The sequence below is a fragment of the Janthinobacterium sp. Bl 1 genome (genome assembly GCF_058215535.1).
Genome location: NZ_CM177086.1, coordinates 3,928,159 through 3,940,750 on the forward strand (window position 1 = coordinate 3,928,159; position 12,592 = coordinate 3,940,750).

The window sequence follows — 12,592 nt, forward strand, 5'->3', positions numbered from 1 at the left end:
AGCATGAGACATCTCGGCTAGATGCGCACCGGAGAACAAATGATCGCCCCTTGGAAGAAGGAAGCTGCGCAATGGTTTTTTGCGTCCATTATTGTTATTATCTTTACATTTATGATTGTGGCGTTGAGCGCAGTTATCGTAGATCCTAAAAAGGGACCGGCCTCTGCGGACGCCGCATCGTGGGTGCAAGCCATTGGCACGGTGGTGGCGCTGTTCGCCACATATTTCTTTGGCGAGCGACAGGCGCAGCATGCTCTCCGTACTGCAACGACTATTCAGGACCGCGAGCATGCTCGAAAGAAATCTGCATTCCTCGCCATTTGCCTGGTAGCGCGGGATAATGCCGACTGTATTGGGCGGGTTTTTAGTGAAAAGCCTTATGACCCTTTCCGTCGATTTGTTGAATATCAAGAGTCGGCTACGAATGATATCGTCAAGGCACTTCGCGCCATTCCAGTGCACGATGTAGGAAGTGCGAGTGCCACTACTGCGCTGCTGAATTTGACTCAAGATTTGTCGATGCTGATCATCTGGATCGAAGCTTTCGACAGGGATTTCGAGAGCGTGAGGAACAATGTCCAGCATGCCGAACTGAGGCTTCAACTCACCCAGGACGAAATCGGCAGAAGAGTGGAAGAAATTTCCCAACACTACGCGACGCTCAAAGTTGAATTGGGCACGACCGATCAATTTAACCATCATTAATCCTCCATCGCGCGCTTGATGCCAGCGGCGTCGAGGCCAGCAGCCTTGCAACCCAGGCGGGTCGCGTGGAAGTAGGCCTGCGTCTCGCTTTCGTGGCCGGCAATGACCAGGCCTGCATCGGCCAGGCGCTGCATCGCCTCCCGCGCAGCGCCGGAAATGTTCGCGCAATAGTAGTTGCGATAGCCCCAGCGATTCTTCCGCTTGCCCTGTACGGCGCCCAGCATGTGCTGCAGCTTGGCGAAGTCGCCAGGCATGATCGCGGCACGGACGGCGGCAAGCGCGCAGGTGGCGCATTTGCCGTGCTGGGCCAACTGCTTGGCGGTGCTGGCCTTACCGCAAGCGCAGACCTTGCGGATCAACGAATAAGCGGGCGCGGCTTGATTCGCCAGATGATGGCGAATAGTCTGAGCAGGGTTAGTTATCATGATATTATTTCCTTCCCGCAATTAAGGAGGTTTTATGCACACACTCAGCGTCGTTGAAAAATCGCAACTTGAGGCAGCAACAGAGATCACCGCAAAACAGTTGAAAATTGCTGTAGACCTTCACAACAGGCAGTTCCCCGGCATAAACAACTCCGAAGTATTGGCTGCCATCATTCAGGCTTTGGCTACCAACTTCGCTGCGGCAGTAGCCGCCGACCACAAATAAATTTTTAATATTCACGCCACCCTCGCAATCTCGCGCTCATGCGCGAAGTTGGCGCGCATAGCAGCATCAATCCGGCGGCCGAGCCATGCCACGTTCGACACGGCCCAGCTGTTGCCGATGGCCTTGTAGCGCGGCCCGTCAGCTGCCGCGCGCGCAATCTGCTCGCGTGCCATCACGCCGCCGCGCATCAGGTACTTGATCCAGTCCTGATCAAGCTTTTCCGCGCGGATAGCGCGGCCGAACGGAGTGAGGGTGTAGTCGTCGGGGAAATCTTGAAGGCGCTCGCACTCGCGGGGCGTGAGGCGGCGGACTGCCATGCCAGTCAGCACCATTGGCGTACCTTGGCCGGGCTTACCGCCGCCGGTCGACAGCGCGTCGGTGCGGCTGCCGTCGCCGCCTTCCAGGCGGATTTCGGCGCGGCTGTTCTCGGCGAATGCAGCCACAATTGGCTGCCCGCGCCCAGTGCCATCCTCGCTGGCATCGAAGCCTTCGGCTTTAAGAGTGTGCGTGATGTCGCCGGTGATGCAGACCGCCTGCGCTTGCGGGCGGGACGTGCCCAGAGCACCAAAGACGCTGGTACTACTCACGCAGTCCTGGCGCGCGTCGAAGGCGATAGCCGGCGGGCTGCCGGCGTTGGCATGACTGCGGGCGTGGTTTCCAGCACGTAGCGTGGGTGACAGGTCGTAGCTGGCGTCGCCGCCGTAGTCCTTGCTGCTGAAGGCGATGGGCGCGGCCAGCACCAGGAACGTCTCGCTCTCAAAATCGAAGTGAGGCCCGGCATGCGCGCGACAAGCGGTGGCAACATAAATTTCACCTGCTTGGTTGTTGCCACCGAAAGCCATAGGGATAAGCATGCCGGCCTCGGCATCCTGCTGGGTCGCGCTGCCGGCGGCCTTGCCATTAGCCTGCAGCGTTCCAGCGATGAGCGTGTCCAGGCCATCGCCGCGCGGACGCTCAATGCTACGTGCCACCGGAGCGGCTAAGGCAGCACCGAAAGCAAGGTCTTCCCCGTCGCCCTGTGGTGCTCCGCCAATATCCTCGGTACTGACTGGCTGCAACCCGAGGCCGCATTCGTCCTGCACTCCGCCACGGCGCGCAGCGCTCGCTCTAACTGTACCGGCAATGTCTTGCGGCGATTCTCTGCTCGGCGGAGAATCCCGGCGCACGCCGTCGAACTCAAAAAGTACCGTTCCGGGATCGAACCCTTCTCCAGCACTTGCGACAACGAACACACGACGGCGTCGTTGGGCCACTCCGAAATATTGGGCGTCAAGGGTCCGCCACGCGACTGTTCGCGCGGGGCCATACACACAACCAGCGTACGCCCATTTGCCCCCTGGCGGTTCGATTGGATCATCTTCACCGGCAAGGCCAGCAAGGAAGCAGCCGAAGGCATTATCTTTTGTGGAGAGGACTCCAGGGACGTTTTCCCAGAAGACAACGGCTGGAAGAAGTCCAGCTGCTGCGCGTCGTGCGTCAATTTCATCTGCAATCTCGCAAAAAACAAGGGAAAGGTTGCCGCGTTCGTCGTCGAGCGAATTGCGCAGGCCCGCAATCGAGAACGCTTGGCACGGCGTGCCGCCGCAAAACACGTCAGGCGCAGGCACGAAGCCGTCGCGGATCAAGGCGGCGACCTTGGTCATGTCGCCCAGATTTGGTACGTCCGGATAGTGGTGCGCCAGCACGGCGCAAGGGAATGGCTCGATCTCGGCCAGCCAGGCGGCGCGCCAGTCGAGCGGCCCCCAGGCGACGCTGGCAGCCTCAAGACCGCTGCATACCGAACCGAAAGTAATAGGCATGGCCGTAGTGAAGGAATCGCGCTTCATGCTAAGATTCCTTTCAAACAACTTTCGGCAAACGCATGAAATACCCATACCTCACGGTCGTACTTTTGGTAATTTTTGGCGTTGTCGATATCGTCATTTTGGGAAACCACTACGAACTCACGAAGTCCGATTGGTCCGGATGGGTGCAGGCGATAGGATCGATCGCTGCGATTCTTGGGGCTTTTTACATTGCCGATGCTCAGACCAAGCAGGCTTTGAAAGTTGCCAAGGAAAGGCAAGTGCGTGACGATAGACGAAGGGTCGACATAGTAGACGCGCTGCTGTCGAGGATTTATGATTTGGCGGACGAAATGCTTCGCCAAAGCAGAGACAGCAACGTTCACTACTTCCATGGTTTTAATCAAAGTGTTTTGATTGATTTGCGAGAATCTATAAAAACGATTCCGATAATGGAGGTTCCATACGCAGAAATTGTCTTCCACATCACAGCGTTGCCACATGCGCTTGAAGAAGTGGCGCTTGTATTCAGGAATGTAAGATCTGATGGGGAGGAAGATCCAACTACAATTTACGAGCGACTGTTTGCCACCGATCTCGAGCAAAGAATTGATGACTTGCTGAAACTCACCACTGAAGCGCGAACTGTATGCCTCCATTGGTCGCTCCCTTAACCTGTCAAATTTAGTGAGATCCTTTCTCAGCATGCTCTCCGGATCGAAATTCATGAGCGCACCTCCGCAGCTGGCCGGCGAATGACCACGACAGGCATTGCGCCCACCGTACCGCGAAAGTGTGGCGTGGCCGCCTGGCCTGGCTGTTCTGGTTCGACGCCGAGCATCGCCGCGCGCGATGCATCTTTCAGCACGTAGCGAATGCCCACCTGGCGCACATTGCCCTGGATGAAGCGCGAGAAAATCATGCGCAAGCGATGCTCCATGCCCGCTTCTTCGATATCGAAGCCCGCGCGCTCGCAGATTTGGTAGAAAGTGCCGGGCCCGTGCAGCAAGGCCTGCAGCAGTGCGTACGAGCGGGAGCCTTGCTTAGGAAGCGTGACGCCAGAACGGCGGCGTTTCGTCTTGTTTACGCCAAAAGTCGGGCGCGGGATATTGTCATTTTGGCCAGTCACAATGCCACCTCCGCAAGTACCGAGTCGCGCCACTTCACTTGCTGGATGGGTGTGCCGCTTCCGTGCGCCTTACCGGTATCCGCCACGAAAGCATGCGCGCGGCCCTTCTCCGTCGGCACCCAATGGCCTGCGATACTCTCTTGCAGGCCGGCCTCGACCAGAAGCTGGTTGAAAGCCCTGGCGCTCTTGACGAAGCGGCTGCCCAACTCCGTCGGCGTGTAGTAAATCTCCTGGCTGGGCGTGGCCAGGTGCGTGCGCTCCATCAGCTGCAGCATATTGACGCCGGTCAGGGCGGCCGTACCCTGGTTTGCGCTGATCGCCGCGGCGTTCTTGTCGAGGCCGATCAGGCGCGCAATGCCGAAGATGGCGCGGAATTCCTTGGCGGGCGAGATTGCGCTGGGCTTGGGCGCGGCCGGTGCCTGGCCGGTGACCACGGCGTCGAAGGTGCGGATTACTTCCAGGTGGAACTTGGGGCTAATCCACATGGCGTAGGCGTACACCAGCTCCTTGCACACGTAGGTGCCGCCGTTGCGGCCCTGGGAAGTGATGGTTGGCAAACTCTGCACCGGCGCAGAGTTTAATTCCGCTTCCAGCTCCTGGATTTCCGGGCGACGGAAGAAGAATGCAGGTTGATGGCGGCTTTCCGCACCAGCTGCCCTGTGCAAGTCGTTGAGGCAAAAGCGGCCTTCTTTATCGATCGCGATCAGCGTATTCGCTATCGTGATGCCTTTGTGTTGTACAATTTCGGTCATAAATTCTTTCGCGAATTTTTGTTGTTTCAAGGAAGCCCGCCTGCAAGCGGGCTTTTTTCATTTCTGGCCTTGCAGCTCCTGCAGCATTGCTTCGTAGTGCTGGCGCGTCCGGACGTGGCCGGGATCGACCGGCAGTTCGCACTCGGCATGCCCTTTCTACTGGACGCCGTCTTCGCCAAGCGCCGCGTTGGCGCCAGGCTCGGGCTGCGTAGTCGACCAGGTCAAGCCGCCACCTCGGCGCGCGCGATGCGCTTGAGCTCGCAGATCGACACGTCGAACACCTCGTGCATGCGGATCAGCAGCGAGGCGCCGATCGGCAGGCGGCCGTGGCGAATCTTGGAAATCACTGGTGGCGCCACTTCCAGCGCGCGGGCCAGAGCGGCGTCGTTCTTTGGGCCTTTGGCCAGGAGGGTGTCGAGCAAGTTGTTGTTGCCATCGGCGTTGTTCAGCGAGCCATACGGCGTAATTGCAGTTGTTTGCGTCATGTCATATTCCTAATTGATGGTGATTAAAGTGGCAGATTCCGGTCATGTGATGCTGTAGCTGTCGGGTGCGGGTTCGTTATGGCGGCTCGCGCCGCGGCACCTCGTATTTCTTCGCCACTCTGTCGGTGGCATCGCGCCATTTCTGGCGCGCTTCCTTGTGCGCGGCCTTCGCCGCGCCTTCCCCCTTCCCGTCCTTGGCGCCCTGCAGGTCTTTCTCAGCCTGGCGGTAAATCATCGAGCGCTGGAAAACCAGCTCCTTTTCCTCGGCAGTGACCTCGGCTGGTTTATTCAATAGCTGCCTCCATGCCGTTAAACCCGCATCCGCACGACGCGCGGGACCAGGCCGAAGCTGGGGCGCTGCGGCTGGAGTGGGCCCAACTTTTCCCGTGATTTGGGTCTAGCCCCGCTCGAAAACGGCGGCGTATCATTCCGTTTCGGCCTGGCGTCCAGGTGATTGCGGATGATCACGATCGTGCATTCGTTCAGCACGTCGCTGACCGACTTGCGCATCGAAGTGCATGCGGCTTGCAAGGCATCTTTGTTGTCTTCGGTGATGTAGCCCTTGACGAGCGCGGTACGTTTTTGCTTCTGTTTCATGGTTTTCTCCTGGTGGTCGGTGTTACAGGGTTTGGGTACAGCGAAAATGGCCGGGAAATTCCTTCGTGCTACATTGCTATCTCCATAACAACAATTTGAAGGAATTTCCCATGGAACTACCAACTCTCGCGGGAGCATTGGCCTCTCTAAAGCTGGCAGCCGATGCGGCGAAAGGGTTGCTGTCCGAGCGCGATGACCGTTTAGTGACCAAAGTCATCGGGGATATGAATGATCGGATGATGGATGTCCAAAATCAGTGTCTGGCGCTCCTGGATAAGCAATACGCGCTGGCCGAGAGCGAACGTCAGCTGAAAGAGAAGCTGCGAAAAATGGAAGAGAAAGCTGCAGACCTTGATCAGTACGAGTTGCATCAAAACACTCATGGTGCAGTCATGTACCGATCCAAGGTATCGCTCGATCCTTCGGACAAACCGGTATACCTGTGCGCAAACTGCATGGCTGCCGGCGTAAAAACATTTCTTCAACTTCAACGAAGCGGAATGAAAACTGTCTTCTTTTGCAAAGAACATGGCGAAATACGATCTGAGATCCCGGACAAAGTGATGCAACCGGTGCGCATTAGGTTTTAACTTCACGTTGACTCCTTCAGTGGCTTGAGGCATTCATCGAGCGGCGCTCCTGGCGGCAGCTGGCGCGACTCGACCAGCGGGATGCGCACGAAGTCGGCCGCCGGACGAGGCGGGGAAATTGGAAGGCGGATCATGGCTTCGCGCCCACGTCGATGCCGACAGCGGCCCGCAAAGGCACGGTGTCAAAGATGGCATTGGCGGTAGGAGGCTGGCGGCCGGCGTGGCCTGGGTCGACAGCAACTAGCTCCGGCCAAATCTTTTGCCAGTCATCAGGCCGAAGCTCTTGACGGGTCACCTTGCCACCCGTCTCCCCCTCGATGGCTGGGCAGTGCTGAATAGCAACCGGACGGATGTTTTCAATCCACTGGTGCAGCAGCGCTGGGGAAACGTTGATTGCACGAGCAAATTCAGCCTTCTTCGTGCCTGACTCGATGAGGTAGTTTTTGAGGTTCATGTCGCAATAATAGCATTGCTAGTATGAAAGTCAATAGCATAGCTCGTTGCGCTCTTAAATAGCATCGCTATACTCCGCTTATGAAAAAAGAACCCAAGGCCTTAGAAAATTGGCAGATTGAAGACGCGCAGCGACTAAAGTCACTCTTTGACGCGCGCGAGCCAAAGATTTCTCAGGCTGAATTTGGCGCGAAATTCGAGATCGGCTCTCAAGGCATGGTCTGGCAGTACGTGGCTGCACGCCGCCCACTCAATATCAAAGCGGCTACCGCCTTTGCGCGGGGCCTGGGCGTGAACGTCGAAGAAATTAGTCCAACCATCGCTGAAGAAATTGCAGCAGCGGCATCCCATACCGGCGCGTCAGTCGGCGCTCAGGGTGTGCCAGGTGCCAGCCCAGTAACCGATGATGAAGAAATGGCTCCGGTGATGGTCCGTATTCGCATGGTGCCTGAGCATCTGCGCGCTGGCATTACCGGGTTTGAGGCAGATCATACTTTTGAGGATGGCGGACATTTACACGTCCCTCGCCAATGGTTAGAAGAGAATGACCTTACCCCTAACGCCCTCTTGGCCATCAAGATCAAAGGCGACAGTATGGTCCCGATGATGTACGAGGGCGACATTGCCGTAGTGAACGTCAAGGACAAAAACCGGGTAAATGGAGGCGTTTTCGCTTTGAACTACAAAGGCGAGTCGGTTGTGAAGCGTTTGAAGTATGAGCGCCGCGAATGGTATCTGACATCGGAGAATCCCGAATTCCATCAAGAGCCTTGCCGAACAAGCGACTGCAACGTCGTCGGCCGTGTAGTGCGCTTCGAACCACGGAATTTCAAGGATCGCTTATGAGCAACCCGCCCGGCAGGAATCCGACCAAAGGGGGTGCTTTACAGCAGGTCCTTTTCCCAGGTGGCGCTGCGGCTTTGGTAGCCCTGCTGTTCTTCGTTTATGGATCAGTTCACCGAGAGCCGGAAGGCGCAGTTCCAAGCCAACAGCAAGTGGTCGCCCAAGAGAAATCTGCCGCCAAGGATGCGGTTGAATTGTGCCGCAGCCGCGCCACAGCGTTACCGGCCGGTTCGAGTGAAGCGAAAATTGCCCAAGATGCCTGCCAACTTATGCAGACGCAATACGAACAAACATACCGCCTGACGCCATGATCCTAAAATCAATTTTCTTTGCGGCTATGCTGGCCCTGCCAATCGCGGCCATTGCAGCACCTTGCAACAAGGCGGCCGCCCAGGACGTGCGAAAGATGATGGCCGAATTCGCAAAATGGGAACTCGGTAGCGACACCGGTAAAATCAAAGTCACCTGGAACCACAAGACGGATAGCCAATCGACGAACGGAATATTGCGCCTCATGTCCGCATTCGCCGATGCGGATGCCTGCCTCATGGGCTACCCGCGCAAAATTCACTTCTATCGGATGGGCAAGCAGGAAGGTATCGCCTCACCTGATCATGGCGTCAAGCTCACGAACTAGATTCCCGCCACAAAGGCAGACTCACGGGCATCGCGCCGCCGACGGCGAGTATGTGGCGGGTGAGGTAGCGCAACAATTCGTTAGATTTCTTGTAAGCAATTTTATATATAATTTATAAATATGCCATTTCCGCAGTCGCGAGGTGGCCACTATAAATATCTATAAAAACAAGGACTTAACGATGAATATCCCAGGCCAGGTGGCCACCCAGAAACAGATTCCACTCGATCTCGGCATCGAAATTCAGCGCGATGTCAACGGGATTGAAATGGGCGTGTTAGACAATGGCATCCCCTATTTAACCCAACGCGGACTTTCAGGAATTACTGGGATTGCTCGTAACGCCATTCAGAACATAACAAAAGAATGGGAAGAGCACTGGAGCGATGTGGTCCTAGGTAAAGACCGCATTTCGTTTTTCAAGCAGTACTTAAATTCCAAGGGTTTCAATGAACCCAAATTGCACTTAGAGAGCATTCAAAATGGAGTTGTGCATTATGCGTATCCCGACATAGTGTGCATGGCATTCCTTGAGTACTATGCTTTTGAATCAAAAGCTGATAGCGCAACAGCACTTGAAAACTATCGTAGATTTGCTGCTTTTGGGCTTAGAACATTCATTTATGATGCACTACATTACGTCCCCAGCGATAAATGGAAGTATTATAATGACAGGGTTTCACTTCTTAAAGATAGCGCGCCAGTTGGTTATTTCACCATCTTCAAGGAAACGACCGGCCTTGTTGTCGATTTGATTTCAGCTGACCTTACAGTAAATGATAAAACCTTACCAGATATAAGCGTTGGGCTGGCATGGGCGAAATATTGGAAGGAAAACAATCTTGAAGGCTCATTTGGTCAACGCATATTATACGAACACAATTACCCAGATTACTACCCCCAAGCTTTCAGTAATCCCCAAACGCCAAATGCTTACCCCGATGCTGCACTTCCTGTTTTTCGACAATGGTTTAGAGAAACTTACTTGCTAACTAAATTCCCAAAGTACATTCTCACTAAGGCCAAGTTACTACCTGGTGGAGCCGCCGAGGCCATTAAGATTGGTGCGATGTACCAACCACCTTCGCTGTCATGATAAAAGTACTGGCGAGCTAGAACGAGCAGGATTGTTAATGGACTTTGCATCGCACCTTCTTCATTCATAGTCCCGGACACCTGCTCTTACTGCATAATGCATTTATGCAAGTATGCGCCGCCATCATCAAGATCAAGCAAATTCGTTTGGCAGTGGTCCAGGTCAAGCTAGAGGATACATGGCCGGCCACCGGCCCAGCCGCTCTGCTTCATGCACAGCGGTTCTTCCCTACCCTCCCTATTTTGTTGCTGTCGCCACGCGTCGGCGGCTTTTCGCGAAGCTACGCCACCTTCGACATCGCGCCGCTAATCCACCTGATAAACGCTGAAGAGATCGCTTGGCGGACTTACTTACGACAGCCTCCCTCAGAACTGCCCTTCTAAATCACGCAAGCCAGCCCCGACGATTAGGGGCTTTTTTTCGCCTTTCGCTCTCCGTTGCCAAAAATCTTGATTTTTACTAGCAATGCTATTGCGCTATTAAAATAGCTTTGCTATTATTCATTCATCGAAAGCAAACACAGGAGTCCGACATGTCCCCAGCAGAGCTCGCAGCACTTGAAGCGGTCCTCGTCGCTCACGGCGAAGTGATCCCGGCAATCGCAATCCCGGCGCGCGGCTGATCGCCATGAGCGCCCGCGACCACGATGCCACCCAGCTGCAGGCTGAGCTGGCCCAGGCCACGGCCGCAGCACCGGCCCCGCGCTTTCACTTCGACGTGACGATTCGCTTCACAGACGGCACGTACCGCAACAAGGTCCGCGCCCGCAACAAAAGTGTGGCGCATGCCATGGCTCTGACGGATGCGCGCATGGCCTCGCCCTGTAACACCTTCTACGGCAAAGAGCTCGGCCACTTGGTCGAGCTGGCCAAACAAGATCAGCGGTCGCCCGCGCCGTAGTTCAAGGCGGAACAGGCCGGCGGGCCGGATAAATGCCCTGTGGGATCAGCATGCTCCGATTGATCTTCGTGAGGATCAGGCGCCCGGGGAAGCCCGGCGCCACAACCAACCTTGAAGGAAATACAGCATGTCGAATTTCAAAAAAGATCAGAAGGTGAATGTGAAGGGCACGAAAACCGAGCCGCTGCCGCGCCCGGGCAAGTTCGTGCAGACGCATCCGGGCGTCCGTGGAGACTTCCTGGAAGTGCTGCTGGACGGCTCGACGCAAAGCCAGCGCTTCCGCCCTTCGCAGGTGTCGGCAGCCTGATTTCACCCCGGCCAGTCGCCCTGGCCCGTTTCGCCGGCGTAACCGGCGGCCAACAAAGCAAGGGCGGCGTGGGAAGCAGACACGCACCCGAGGGAAAGCTCCCTCGCAGTAAGTCAGTTTCGGGTCGCGTTACCACGACATAGCCAACTGACGGCTGGAGTAGCGCCCAGCCCCTTGCTTTGTTGGTGGCCCAACAGCCGCAGGAATCACACCCCCAACGGATTTTCTCGGGTCGCCAACAACACATTAACCAGAGGAGCAGGACATGAGCTACATCATCACCATCCGCACCGGCCCGCGTGCCGAGGATGTCGCGCACTTCGCGGCCATCGGCAACTTGGCCGCACTGATCGATGCGGCCTACGACGACGGCGCCCTGGGCGTGACTGCGATGGTGCGGCCGTGATCGCCCTCTTCCGCCGCCTGCTGGCCGCCCACCGCCACTACCAGGCGCAGCACCAGCAACGCATGAACAAGATGCGCCTGGCCGGCGTGTGCCGCGAGCTGGCCGGCCTCGAAGAAATGCGCAAGGAACTGATCACCGCGCAGATCGAAGCGCTGATCGACCTGGACGCATCCGCCGCGCGCGCGAAGCAGCTGGGCCGCGCCCACCGGGAGGCGCAGTGGACGTCGTCAGCCAAGCCGTGATGGACGTGGCCAGCCAGGCCCTGCGCAACTGGCATGCAGGCCACGCCATCGTCTACGCCGTCCGCCTGGCACTGCTGAAGGCAGAAATCATAAAACTCACAAGGAAAAAGTCATGAACGCAGTTACCCAAGAAAGCCGCAACGCCACGCAGACAACGCAGTCCGCAGGCGCGCTGGCACCCCGCACCGCTGGCCAGATGATCCTGGACGTCGCCCACATGGATAGCATGGTCCGCCTGGCCGACATCATGGCATCGGGCAAAGCAACTTTGCCGCCGGCATACCGCAATTCCCCGGGCGACTGCCTAGCGGTCATTATGCAGGCGATTTCCTGGCAGATGAATCCCTTCGCAGTGGCGCAGAAGACCCACTTCATCAACGGCAATATCGGGTATGAGGCGCAACTGGTCCATGCTGCGATCACGGCCTCCGGCATCCTGACCCAGGACGACTTCGACTACGAGTACTACGGCCAGTGGGAAAACGTCATTGGCAAGTACGAGATCAAGAAGAACGACAAGGGTGAATATCGTGCCCCGGCATGGTATTTGTCCGACGAAATTGGTTTGGGCGTCCGTGTTTCGGCCACGATCCGCGCCACCGGCAAGGTCAAGGTGTTGGACCTGCTGCTTGCGCAGGCGCGCACCCGCAACTCCACTCTCTGGGCCGACGACCCGAAACAGCAGCTGAGTTACCTCGCGGTGAAAAAGTGGGCGCGCCAGTATGCGCCAGGCGTAATCCTTGGCGTCTACACGCCGGACGAACTGGAAGCTGACTACCGCGAACCGGTCGATATCACACCTCCAGCAACGAGCGCCAACGCCAGAGGCACGCAAGATCTGTTGCCCGAATGCACCGATGAGCTTTTCAAGGAAAAGACGCCTGAATGGCGCCAGATCATCCTCTCCAAGAAGAAAACGCCGGATCAGCTGATCGCCTTCCTGAGCACTCGCGCCACATTCACCGAAGCGCAAAAAATAACCATCGACAGCTGGTCGCGCGAAAACGACTAATCG

22 protein-coding genes are annotated in these 12,592 nt (G+C 56.7%); 13 read left to right on the forward strand and 9 right to left on the reverse strand.

The genetic code is table 11. The features are described 5' to 3' along the window. The first annotated feature begins 39 nt into the window (after positions 1-39). Entirely contained in the window at positions 40-705 is a 666-nt protein-coding gene (locus AC4BCN_RS17615; protein ID WP_338678943.1) for a hypothetical protein, read from the forward strand. Here the strand turns inward: AC4BCN_RS17615 and AC4BCN_RS17620 are convergent. Further along, complete coding sequence (locus AC4BCN_RS17620; RefSeq protein WP_338678944.1) at positions 702-1,130, reverse strand: hypothetical protein; 429 nt, start codon at positions 1,128-1,130, stop codon at positions 702-704. The two genes, AC4BCN_RS17615 and AC4BCN_RS17620, sit on opposite strands and share 4 nt — an antisense overlap. Before the next feature lie 34 nt (positions 1,131-1,164). On the opposite strand from AC4BCN_RS17620, the gene AC4BCN_RS17625 reads away from it, so the two are divergent. Further along, positions 1,165-1,356 (forward strand): hypothetical protein, encoded by a 192-nt coding sequence (locus AC4BCN_RS17625; RefSeq protein ID WP_338678945.1) that lies wholly within the window; start codon positions 1,165-1,167, stop codon positions 1,354-1,356. An 11-nt stretch (positions 1,357-1,367) separates the two neighbouring features. Here the strand turns inward: AC4BCN_RS17625 and AC4BCN_RS17630 are convergent, their stop codons facing one another. Beyond that, positions 1,368-3,182: a DNA cytosine methyltransferase gene (locus tag AC4BCN_RS17630; RefSeq protein WP_338678946.1), complete on the reverse strand. Its 1,815-nt coding sequence runs from the start codon at positions 3,180-3,182 to the stop codon at positions 1,368-1,370. Between the two features lie 35 nt (positions 3,183-3,217). Between AC4BCN_RS17630 and AC4BCN_RS17635 the strand changes: the two genes are divergently transcribed. After that, positions 3,218-3,814 carry a hypothetical protein gene (locus tag AC4BCN_RS17635; protein ID WP_338678947.1) on the forward strand — a complete coding sequence of 199 codons (597 nt, stop codon included), beginning with the start codon at positions 3,218-3,220 and terminating at the stop codon, positions 3,812-3,814. A 50-nt stretch (positions 3,815-3,864) separates the two neighbouring features. Here AC4BCN_RS17635 and AC4BCN_RS17640 read toward each other — a convergent pair whose 3' ends face one another. The 5 genes from AC4BCN_RS17640 to AC4BCN_RS17660 all read right to left on the reverse strand — a co-directional run bounded on the left by AC4BCN_RS17640 (position 3,865) and on the right by AC4BCN_RS17660 (position 6,103). Then, on the reverse strand, positions 3,865-4,269 hold the full coding sequence (locus tag AC4BCN_RS17640; protein WP_338678948.1) for a hypothetical protein: 405 nt from the start codon (positions 4,267-4,269) through the stop codon (positions 3,865-3,867). Next, positions 4,266-5,051 carry a KilA-N domain-containing protein gene (locus AC4BCN_RS17645; protein WP_338678949.1) on the reverse strand — a complete coding sequence of 262 codons (786 nt, stop codon included), beginning with the start codon at positions 5,049-5,051 and terminating at the stop codon, positions 4,266-4,268. The genes AC4BCN_RS17640 and AC4BCN_RS17645 overlap by 4 nt, the downstream gene beginning before the upstream one ends. A gap of 191 nt (positions 5,052-5,242) precedes the next feature. Continuing rightward, a complete protein-coding gene (locus AC4BCN_RS17650; RefSeq protein WP_338678950.1) occupies positions 5,243-5,506 on the reverse strand; it encodes a helix-turn-helix domain-containing protein in 264 nt (87 codons plus the stop codon). 76 nt (positions 5,507-5,582) lie between these two features. Then, the gene (locus tag AC4BCN_RS17655; protein WP_338678951.1) at positions 5,583-5,798 is read right to left on the reverse strand and encodes a hypothetical protein; all 216 of its coding nucleotides are present in this window, start codon (positions 5,796-5,798) and stop codon (positions 5,583-5,585) included. A 17-nt stretch (positions 5,799-5,815) separates the two neighbouring features. Continuing rightward, a complete protein-coding gene (locus AC4BCN_RS17660; protein WP_338678952.1) occupies positions 5,816-6,103 on the reverse strand; it encodes a hypothetical protein in 288 nt (95 codons plus the stop codon). Between the two features lie 110 nt (positions 6,104-6,213). Here AC4BCN_RS17660 and AC4BCN_RS17665 point away from each other — a divergent pair, with 110 nt between their 5' ends. After that, positions 6,214-6,693, forward strand: coding sequence for a hypothetical protein (locus AC4BCN_RS17665; RefSeq protein ID WP_338678953.1), 480 nt, complete (start codon positions 6,214-6,216; stop codon positions 6,691-6,693). Positions 6,694-6,695: 2 nt separating this feature from the next. Here AC4BCN_RS17665 and AC4BCN_RS17670 read toward each other — a convergent pair whose 3' ends face one another. Further along, entirely contained in the window at positions 6,696-6,827 is a 132-nt protein-coding gene (locus AC4BCN_RS17670; protein ID WP_338678954.1) for a hypothetical protein, read from the reverse strand. Then, a complete protein-coding gene (locus AC4BCN_RS17675; protein WP_338678955.1) occupies positions 6,824-7,147 on the reverse strand; it encodes a transcriptional regulator in 324 nt (107 codons plus the stop codon). Before AC4BCN_RS17675 ends, AC4BCN_RS17670 begins: the two co-directional genes overlap by 4 nt. 80 nt (positions 7,148-7,227) lie before the next feature. Between AC4BCN_RS17675 and AC4BCN_RS17680 the strand changes: the two genes are divergently transcribed. The 9 genes from AC4BCN_RS17680 to AC4BCN_RS17720 all read left to right on the forward strand — a co-directional run bounded on the left by AC4BCN_RS17680 (position 7,228) and on the right by AC4BCN_RS17720 (position 12,589). Then, positions 7,228-7,992 carry a S24 family peptidase gene (locus AC4BCN_RS17680; RefSeq protein ID WP_338678956.1) on the forward strand — a complete coding sequence of 255 codons (765 nt, stop codon included), beginning with the start codon at positions 7,228-7,230 and terminating at the stop codon, positions 7,990-7,992. Beyond that, positions 7,989-8,300, forward strand: a complete 312-nt coding sequence (locus tag AC4BCN_RS17685) for a hypothetical protein (protein WP_338678957.1) — start codon at positions 7,989-7,991, stop codon at positions 8,298-8,300. The genes AC4BCN_RS17680 and AC4BCN_RS17685 overlap by 4 nt, the downstream gene beginning before the upstream one ends. After that, on the forward strand, positions 8,297-8,626 hold the full coding sequence (locus tag AC4BCN_RS17690; RefSeq protein ID WP_338678958.1) for a hypothetical protein: 330 nt from the start codon (positions 8,297-8,299) through the stop codon (positions 8,624-8,626). The genes AC4BCN_RS17685 and AC4BCN_RS17690 overlap by 4 nt, the downstream gene beginning before the upstream one ends. Positions 8,627-8,807: 181 nt before the next feature. After that, on the forward strand, positions 8,808-9,722 hold the full coding sequence (locus AC4BCN_RS17695) for a BstA C-terminal domain-containing protein (protein WP_338678959.1): 915 nt from the start codon (positions 8,808-8,810) through the stop codon (positions 9,720-9,722). A gap of 627 nt (positions 9,723-10,349) precedes the next feature. Next, complete coding sequence (locus AC4BCN_RS17700) at positions 10,350-10,622, forward strand: hypothetical protein (protein WP_338678960.1); 273 nt, start codon at positions 10,350-10,352, stop codon at positions 10,620-10,622. 127 nt (positions 10,623-10,749) lie between these two features. Further along, positions 10,750-10,929 carry a hypothetical protein gene (locus tag AC4BCN_RS17705; RefSeq protein ID WP_139089466.1) on the forward strand — a complete coding sequence of 60 codons (180 nt, stop codon included), beginning with the start codon at positions 10,750-10,752 and terminating at the stop codon, positions 10,927-10,929. A gap of 265 nt (positions 10,930-11,194) precedes the next feature. Further along, positions 11,195-11,335, forward strand: a complete 141-nt coding sequence (locus AC4BCN_RS17710; protein ID WP_338678961.1) for a hypothetical protein — start codon at positions 11,195-11,197, stop codon at positions 11,333-11,335. Continuing rightward, positions 11,332-11,577: a hypothetical protein gene (locus AC4BCN_RS17715; protein WP_338678962.1), complete on the forward strand. Its 246-nt coding sequence runs from the start codon at positions 11,332-11,334 to the stop codon at positions 11,575-11,577. The genes AC4BCN_RS17710 and AC4BCN_RS17715 overlap by 4 nt, the downstream gene beginning before the upstream one ends. Before the next feature lie 112 nt (positions 11,578-11,689). After that, positions 11,690-12,589: a RecT family recombinase gene (locus tag AC4BCN_RS17720; protein WP_338678963.1), complete on the forward strand. Its 900-nt coding sequence runs from the start codon at positions 11,690-11,692 to the stop codon at positions 12,587-12,589. Positions 12,590-12,592 lie beyond the last annotated feature (3 nt).

What these genes read in the sequence shown, in the direction of transcription:
- AC4BCN_RS17615 (WP_338678943.1), top strand. Translation starts at nt 40, where the DNA reads ATGATCGCCCCTTGGAAGAAGGAAGCTGCGCAATGGTTTTTTGCGTCC.
- AC4BCN_RS17620 (WP_338678944.1), bottom strand. Translation starts at nt 1,130, where the DNA reads ATGATAACTAACCCTGCTCAGACTATTCGCCATCATCTGGCGAATCAA.
- AC4BCN_RS17625 (WP_338678945.1), top strand. Translation starts at nt 1,165, where the DNA reads ATGCACACACTCAGCGTCGTTGAAAAATCGCAACTTGAGGCAGCAACA.
- AC4BCN_RS17630 (WP_338678946.1), bottom strand. Translation starts at nt 3,182, where the DNA reads ATGAAGCGCGATTCCTTCACTACGGCCATGCCTATTACTTTCGGTTCG.
- AC4BCN_RS17635 (WP_338678947.1), top strand. Translation starts at nt 3,218, where the DNA reads ATGAAATACCCATACCTCACGGTCGTACTTTTGGTAATTTTTGGCGTT.
- AC4BCN_RS17650 (WP_338678950.1), bottom strand. Translation starts at nt 5,506, where the DNA reads ATGACGCAAACAACTGCAATTACGCCGTATGGCTCGCTGAACAACGCC.
- AC4BCN_RS17660 (WP_338678952.1), bottom strand. Translation starts at nt 6,103, where the DNA reads ATGAAACAGAAGCAAAAACGTACCGCGCTCGTCAAGGGCTACATCACC.
- AC4BCN_RS17665 (WP_338678953.1), top strand. Translation starts at nt 6,214, where the DNA reads ATGGAACTACCAACTCTCGCGGGAGCATTGGCCTCTCTAAAGCTGGCA.
- AC4BCN_RS17670 (WP_338678954.1), bottom strand. Translation starts at nt 6,827, where the DNA reads ATGATCCGCCTTCCAATTTCCCCGCCTCGTCCGGCGGCCGACTTCGTG.
- AC4BCN_RS17675 (WP_338678955.1), bottom strand. Translation starts at nt 7,147, where the DNA reads ATGAACCTCAAAAACTACCTCATCGAGTCAGGCACGAAGAAGGCTGAA.
- AC4BCN_RS17680 (WP_338678956.1), top strand. Translation starts at nt 7,228, where the DNA reads ATGAAAAAAGAACCCAAGGCCTTAGAAAATTGGCAGATTGAAGACGCG.
- AC4BCN_RS17685 (WP_338678957.1), top strand. Translation starts at nt 7,989, where the DNA reads ATGAGCAACCCGCCCGGCAGGAATCCGACCAAAGGGGGTGCTTTACAG.
- AC4BCN_RS17690 (WP_338678958.1), top strand. Translation starts at nt 8,297, where the DNA reads ATGATCCTAAAATCAATTTTCTTTGCGGCTATGCTGGCCCTGCCAATC.
- AC4BCN_RS17695 (WP_338678959.1), top strand. Translation starts at nt 8,808, where the DNA reads ATGAATATCCCAGGCCAGGTGGCCACCCAGAAACAGATTCCACTCGAT.
- AC4BCN_RS17700 (WP_338678960.1), top strand. Translation starts at nt 10,350, where the DNA reads ATGAGCGCCCGCGACCACGATGCCACCCAGCTGCAGGCTGAGCTGGCC.
- AC4BCN_RS17705 (WP_139089466.1), top strand. Translation starts at nt 10,750, where the DNA reads ATGTCGAATTTCAAAAAAGATCAGAAGGTGAATGTGAAGGGCACGAAA.
- AC4BCN_RS17710 (WP_338678961.1), top strand. Translation starts at nt 11,195, where the DNA reads ATGAGCTACATCATCACCATCCGCACCGGCCCGCGTGCCGAGGATGTC.
- AC4BCN_RS17720 (WP_338678963.1), top strand. Translation starts at nt 11,690, where the DNA reads ATGAACGCAGTTACCCAAGAAAGCCGCAACGCCACGCAGACAACGCAG.